Below are 5,688 nucleotides of genomic sequence, written 5' to 3'. Positions count from 1 at the left end.
CCGCCCCCGGGGGGGCCCCCCCCCCCTCCCCCCGCCCCACCCCCCCCCCGGCCCGAACCCCCCCCCCCGCGGGGTTTTTGTGGGGGGGGGGTGGGGGGGCGGCGCCCCCTGTTTCGGGACGGGGCGGGGTGGGGAATGCCCCGCAGGGCCCGGCGCCCAGCGGAGCCGGGCCCTGCGGGGGTGCGGGGCTACGCCACGGCGGTGGGCCGGCGCGAGCGCCGCACCGCGGCGGCGGCCAGCACCCCGACCCCGCCCAGCGCGAGCGCGCCGGCGGCCCCGCCGATCAGCGGCGCATCACCCACGGCGGCGGCTGACGGCTCGGCGAAACCACCCGCCTTGCCGCCCTCGGCGTACGCAGAGCCGGGCAGCTTGTCCCCGTACGCCGTGACGACCCGCGCACGGTACGCGCCCAGCGTGGTCCCTCCGGCACCCACGGCAGCCACCGCGTCCTCGTCCAGCGGCAGCACCCGCTCGCCCCCGGCGACGTACCACGCGTCGATCTGCGGCTCGCGGAACACCGTCCCGCCGGGAAGTTTCTCCGCGCCCATCCGCGCGTAGCGGAATTCGTCGTCGCCGGTGGCGATGTTCACCACCTGCCACCCCGCCGCCGTCCGGGCGGTCCACAGCGCGGCCTGTTGCCCATCGGCGGACACGGCCTTGCTCGCGAGGAACTCCAGCCGGGCCACGGACGCGCCCGGCTTGCCGGCGACGAAGTCCGGGGAGAGGTGGTGCACCGGTATCGGCTCCCCTTCGATGCGGGGCTGCGCGGCGGTGGGCGAGATCTTGCCCTCCCTCGCGAAGAAGCGGGAGAGCGTGGCCAGGGTGTCCGGCGCCCCGGCCGCCCGCGCGGCGGCGGCCCTGGTCTCGGCGGTGGCGGCCTGCGGCTGCGGAACGGGGGTCGCGGAGGCCTGCGCGGCGAGCCCGAGGAGGGTGGTGGCCGCGAGGACCGCGGCGGCGGCGGTGGCGCGCAGGGTCATGGCGGTCACGCCCCGATCCGGTAGAGGGAGTGGGTCCAGGAGAAGGTGCTGTTGTCCACGTACCAGGCGTGCGAGGCCCAGTTGTAGCGGTCGCTGGAGGGCCACGGGTCGCCCCAGTAGACCCAGCTGCTCGCGGTGTCGTAGCCGTAGATGACGTGCATGTGGCCACCGCCGCCCGACCACTGGATACGGGTCTCGATCGGGCGGTTGGCGTTGATCTCGGTTTGGACGGTGGAGTACTGGAGCCAGCCGTTCACGTACGAACCGGGGTTGATGCCGGCCCAGCGCAGCCCGGTCTGCACGTTGCCGAGGGTGGCCTGGTTGTTCGGGCAGTCGTAGCCCTGCTGACGGTTGAAGGCGGCGTTGCAGAACTGGTTCTGGGTGTAGCTGCGGCCGAACCAGGTGGCGATGGTGTTGCCGCTCGCGGCCCAGCACCAGTTGGTCTTCTGCTGTGCCTGCATGGTGATGTTCAGGCGCTTGTAGGCGGCCAGGACCGCGCTTTCGGTGTCCGAGCCGGTCCCGGCGGCGGTGGCGGTACCGGCACTGAGGGGCAGGGCGAGGAGCAGGGCGGTGACGAGGGCGGCCGGGGAATGCCGCCGCCGGTTTCTGTTGCGCATCGCGTTCCTCCCGAGGTGGGGATCGTGGGGGTGGAGGAGCGCGTCCGGACGCTGTGGAGGAGCATCGGGGTGTTGTCGCGAGCAGGTCAACACGCTTCAATACGCGGTGACATTGCAGTGTGAACGGTGGGACTGCGGTGTGAACGGTGGCTGTCGTGCCACCTGCTCCCCCGGTACCACCGGCCCGGCCCCCCACGCCGGCGCGTGTGAACGTTCACAGAGGAGCGGCGATGCGGCCGACCGGGAACACGGCGGACACAGCGGGCACGGCGGGCGCGGCGGGCACGCCGGAACTCGGCCGGTTACTGCGCGCCGGCCCCTTCCACCTCGCCCTGCGCGCCGCCCTCGCCGCACGTGGACTGCCCCTGCACCGCGTGCAGCACCGGCTCGCGGCGCGCGGCATCAAGGTCGGTGTCACCAGCCTCAGTTACTGGCAGCAGGGCGCGCGCAGGCCGCGCCATCCCGAGTCCCTGCGGGCCGTCACCGCGCTGGAGCAGATCCTGGAGCTGCCGGACGGCGCCCTGCTGCGCCTGCTGACCTCCCCGGAACCGGACCCCGGGCCGGCCCGCCCGGCCGCCCGTCCGTACCGGGCCCTGTTCAGCATGGGCGGCACGGTGGAGCGGCTGCTGGACGCGATGGAGCTCCCGTCTGACGGCGGACTGCACACGCTCGGCCACCACGAGCGGGTCCGCATAGGGCCGGCGGGCGAGATGCGGGCCCGCGAGTCACAGCAGATCGTCCGGGCGCACCGCGACGGCGTCGACCGCTACCTGGCCATCCACCACGGCGACCCGGGCTGCGACGTGTCCCGGATGCGCGTGACGGCGTACGAGAACTGCCGCACGGGCCGGGTCCGCTGCCACCCGGAGGCCGGGGTGGTGGTCGCGGAGCTGCTCTTCGACGCGCGGCTGCGGCGCGGGGACACGTACGTCTTCGGGTACGGGATCGAGGACGGTACGGGCGCGCGCAGCGGGGAGTACGTGCGCGGCTTCAGCTACGCGGGCGGCCAGTACATGCTCCAGGTCCGCTTCGACGAGGCGGCCCTGCCGGTGCGCTGCCGCCGCTTCGCCCGCTCCGGCCCCGAGTCCCCGCGCACCGGCCTCGCGGACCTGACGCCGAGCGGCCGGCACCGGGCGGTGCACCTGGTGGAACAGTCGGTGCGGCGCGGGATCCTGGGGATCGCCTGGGACTGGGACTGAGCGGTGCCGGCGCCCCGCACCCTCGGGCCGGTGAGCCGGTGGTGCTAGCCGGCGATCAGCTTGCCGTTCTCCGCCTTGACCGGGACGGCCGGCAGCGGGTCGGTGGCCGGTCCCTGCAGGACCTTGCCGGTGGTCACGTCGAAGCGGCTGCCGTGGCAGGGGCAGTTGCCCTCGCCCTTGTCGATCTTGTCCAGGACGCAGCCGGCGTGCGTGCACTGCGCGCTGAAGGCCTTGTACTGGCCCTCCGCCGGGCAGCTGACGATCAGCTTCTTCTCCCGGTACAGCTTCGCGCCGCCCACCGGGACCTCGGTCGCGGCGCCCAGCTCCACCGGCTCGGCCGGGACCGCGGGGCTGCCGTTGCCGCTGTTGGTCTCGGTGGAACACGCCGCGAGCGTCGCTCCGGCACCGACGGCCCCGGCGAGCGCGGCGGCGCCCTTGAGGACGGTACGGCGGGCTGCGGACTGCGACGCGGACATGCGGTTCTCCTGAGGTGTCGATCGGCCGGGCACGGGCCCACCCGACGATACAGTCGCCCGATGGGGTAGCTTCCCCCGCGTGATCGTCGTCGGCGGAGAAGCCCTCATCGACCTGGTGCCCGTGGCGCATCCGCCGGGCGCCCTGCTCCCGCGGCCGGGCGGGGGCCCGTACAACACCGCGCTCGCCCTCGGCCGGCTCGGCGCCGACGTGTCCTTCTGCTCCCGGGTCTCCACGGACGGCTTCGGTGAGAGCCTCATGTCCGGGCTGCGGGCGGCCGGGGTGGACCTCTCCCTCGTCCAGCGCGGGCCCGAACCGACCACCCTCGCCGTGCCCTCCCTGGCCCCGGACGGCTCGGCCTCGTACGGCTTCTACGTCGAGGGCACCGCCGACCGGCTGTTCACCCTGCCGCCCGCGCTGCCCGAGGGGGCCAGGGCCCTCGCGCTCGGCACCTGCTCGCTGGTGCTGGAACCGGGGGCGAGCGCGTACGAGGCCCTGCTGCGCCGGGAGTCGCGGCGCGGGCTGCCGACCCTGCTGGACCCCAACATCCGGCCGGCGCTGATTCCTGACCCTGCCGCCCACCGGGCCCGCTTCCTGACCCGGCTGCTGCCGCACACGGGCGTCCTCAAGCTGTCGGAGGAGGACGCGGCCTGGCTCGGCGGCCGGGTCGGCGACTGGCTGGCGGCGGGTCCCTCGGCGGTGGTGCTGACCCGGGGTGCGGCCGGCCTGACGGTCTGGACGCGCGAGGGCGCGGAGCACTCGGTGCCGGCCCGCCGCATCGCGGTGGCGGACACGATCGGCGCGGGCGACACCGTCAACGCCGCCCTGCTGCACCGGCTCTCGGCGGCGCCGCCGGGCGAGCCGGTGGACTGGCCGGACGTCCTCGCGTACGCCGCGCACGCGGCCGCCCTGACCTGCACCCGGGCCGGGGCGGAGCCCCCGTACGCCTCCGAGCTCAGCGGATGGCCGCCCAGACCGTCCGGGCCACGGCGGGGGCGAACTCCTCGACCGGCCTGACCACTTCGACCCCGGAGAAGTGCAGGAAGAAGGCCCGCTGGAAGCAGGCGCCGAGCAGCAGCGCGGCCGCGGCCTCCGGGTCGGCGTCGGGCCGCAGCCGGCCCGCGTCGAGCTCCCGCCGCAGCCTGCCGGCCAGCGCGTCGAGTACCACGTGCGGCCCGGCGCCGATCTTCTGGACGCCTTCGCGGTGGCGGGTGAGCAGGGCGGGCTCGGCGAAGAGCGAGGCGGCCATGGGCATGGCGTCGGAGTAGAAGAGCGAGGCGTGTCGGGCGATCTCGGTGAGCCCCTCCTCGACGCCCCGCTCCCCCGCGCCCTCCTGCAAGGCGGTCATGAGCGGGCCCGCGTTGGGGGTCCGCTCCATCAGCACGCGCACGAAGAGCTCTTCCTTGTTCGCGAAGTGCTTGTAGAGCGCGGCCTCCGAGCAGCCGGCCTCGCGGGCGATGGCCTTCGTGGTGGCACTGGCCAGGCCACTGGTGCGCATCAGCTTCTCGGCGGCGTCGAGCAGCCGCTCCGGGGTGGGACGGCTTGACTTTGAGGTGAGCATTCACTCACCATAGCCGAAGCGAGAGGTGAGTGAGCACTCACCCACCACACCTGTTCCACCTTCTTCGACCATGGGGGTATCCATGAAGATCACGGTGTTCGGTGCCACGGGCGGCGTCGGCCGCGAGGTCGTACGACAGGCGCTCGACGCGGGGCACGAGGTGACCGCGGTGGTCCGCGACCCGGCCCGCCTGCCCGTTCCCGCCCACGAACGACTGTGCGTGGCCACGGTGACCGACGTGACCGACGAGGAGGCACTGCTGGCGGTGGTGAGCGGTCAGGACGCGGTGATCTCCGCGCTGGGTGCGGCGAGCAACAAGCAGGCCAAGGCGACCCCCATCGCGGGTCCCGCACTGGACGCGATCACCTCGGCCATGGACCGTGCGGGAGTGCGCCGGCTGTCCGCGGTGAGCGCCGCGCCGGTCGGCCGACTGCCGGACGGCGAGGGGGTGTTCACCCGCGCCGTGGTCTACCCGCTGCTGCGCAGGCTGCTGCGGGACCTGTACGCGGACCTCGCGGACATGGAGGCGGCGATGGGGGCGAGCGGTACGCAGTGGACGGTCATCCGGCCGCCGATGCTCCAGAACAAGCCCCTCACGGGGACCTACCGGCGCGCGATCGACGGCAATGTCCGGGGCGGCCGGGTCATCCCCCGCGCGGACGTCGCGGACGCGCTGCTGACGGCTCTGACGGACCCGGCCGTCGCGGGCCGCGCGGTCGGGGTAGCGTCCTAGCCCGGCTCCGCCGCCGCACGGTGGGCGTAACTTCCCAGCGCGGGCGGCCGCTCCTGGGGCTCCGCCCCAGACCCCGCGCCTCAAACGCCGGCGGGGCTGGATTTTCCAGCCCCGCCAGCGTTTGAGG

At 74.5% G+C, this 5,688-nt stretch carries 7 protein-coding genes; 3 read left to right on the top strand and 4 right to left on the bottom strand.

The features are described 5' to 3' along the window. Positions 1 to 188: 188 nt before the first annotated feature. Entirely contained in the window at positions 189 to 977 is a 789-nt protein-coding gene (locus tag ACFV9H_RS40990; RefSeq protein ID WP_385409035.1) for a hypothetical protein, read from the bottom strand. A gap of 5 nt (positions 978 to 982) precedes the next feature. Next, entirely contained in the window at positions 983 to 1,594 is a 612-nt protein-coding gene (locus ACFV9H_RS40985) for a papain-like cysteine protease family protein (RefSeq protein WP_385409034.1), read from the bottom strand. Between the two features lie 230 nt (positions 1,595 to 1,824). Between ACFV9H_RS40985 and ACFV9H_RS40980 the strand changes: the two genes are divergently transcribed. Next, positions 1,825 to 2,793, top strand: coding sequence for a hypothetical protein (locus tag ACFV9H_RS40980; protein WP_385409033.1), 969 nt, complete (start codon positions 1,825 to 1,827; stop codon positions 2,791 to 2,793). Positions 2,794 to 2,837: 44 nt separating this feature from the next. On the opposite strand, the gene ACFV9H_RS40975 is transcribed toward ACFV9H_RS40980, so the two are convergent. Beyond that, positions 2,838 to 3,269, bottom strand: a complete 432-nt coding sequence (locus ACFV9H_RS40975; protein ID WP_385409031.1) for a Rieske (2Fe-2S) protein — start codon at positions 3,267 to 3,269, stop codon at positions 2,838 to 2,840. A gap of 79 nt (positions 3,270 to 3,348) precedes the next feature. Here ACFV9H_RS40975 and ACFV9H_RS40970 point away from each other — a divergent pair, with 79 nt between their 5' ends. Next, the gene (locus ACFV9H_RS40970) at positions 3,349 to 4,284 is read left to right on the top strand and encodes a carbohydrate kinase (protein ID WP_385409030.1); all 936 of its coding nucleotides are present in this window, start codon (positions 3,349 to 3,351) and stop codon (positions 4,282 to 4,284) included. Here the strand turns inward: ACFV9H_RS40970 and ACFV9H_RS40965 are convergent. After that, on the bottom strand, positions 4,223 to 4,828 hold the full coding sequence (locus ACFV9H_RS40965; RefSeq protein ID WP_385409028.1) for a TetR/AcrR family transcriptional regulator: 606 nt from the start codon (positions 4,826 to 4,828) through the stop codon (positions 4,223 to 4,225). The two genes, ACFV9H_RS40970 and ACFV9H_RS40965, sit on opposite strands and share 62 nt — an antisense overlap. Before the next feature lie 82 nt (positions 4,829 to 4,910). On the opposite strand from ACFV9H_RS40965, the gene ACFV9H_RS40960 reads away from it, so the two are divergent. Further along, complete coding sequence (locus tag ACFV9H_RS40960) at positions 4,911 to 5,561, top strand: NAD(P)-dependent oxidoreductase (RefSeq protein WP_385409026.1); 651 nt, start codon at positions 4,911 to 4,913, stop codon at positions 5,559 to 5,561. Positions 5,562 to 5,688 lie beyond the last annotated feature (127 nt).

Source organism: Streptomyces sp. NPDC059874 (assembly GCF_042731135.1).
Lineage (GTDB): Bacteria > Actinomycetota > Actinomycetes > Streptomycetales > Streptomycetaceae > Streptomyces.
The sequence above is the reverse complement of the archived record's forward strand: the minus strand, read 5'-3'. Positions and strand labels throughout refer to the sequence as shown.

Bases quoted from the DNA above. Each gene is read 5' to 3' on its own strand.
- ACFV9H_RS40965 (WP_385409028.1), bottom strand. From the start codon at position 4,828: ATGCTCACCTCAAAGTCAAGCCGTCCCACCCCGGAGCGGCTGCTCGAC.
- ACFV9H_RS40960 (WP_385409026.1), top strand. From the start codon at position 4,911: ATGAAGATCACGGTGTTCGGTGCCACGGGCGGCGTCGGCCGCGAGGTC.
- ACFV9H_RS40990 (WP_385409035.1), bottom strand. From the start codon at position 977: ATGACCCTGCGCGCCACCGCCGCCGCCGCGGTCCTCGCGGCCACCACC.
- ACFV9H_RS40975 (WP_385409031.1), bottom strand. From the start codon at position 3,269: ATGTCCGCGTCGCAGTCCGCAGCCCGCCGTACCGTCCTCAAGGGCGCC.
- ACFV9H_RS40980 (WP_385409033.1), top strand. From the start codon at position 1,825: ATGCGGCCGACCGGGAACACGGCGGACACAGCGGGCACGGCGGGCGCG.
- ACFV9H_RS40985 (WP_385409034.1), bottom strand. From the start codon at position 1,594: ATGCGCAACAGAAACCGGCGGCGGCATTCCCCGGCCGCCCTCGTCACC.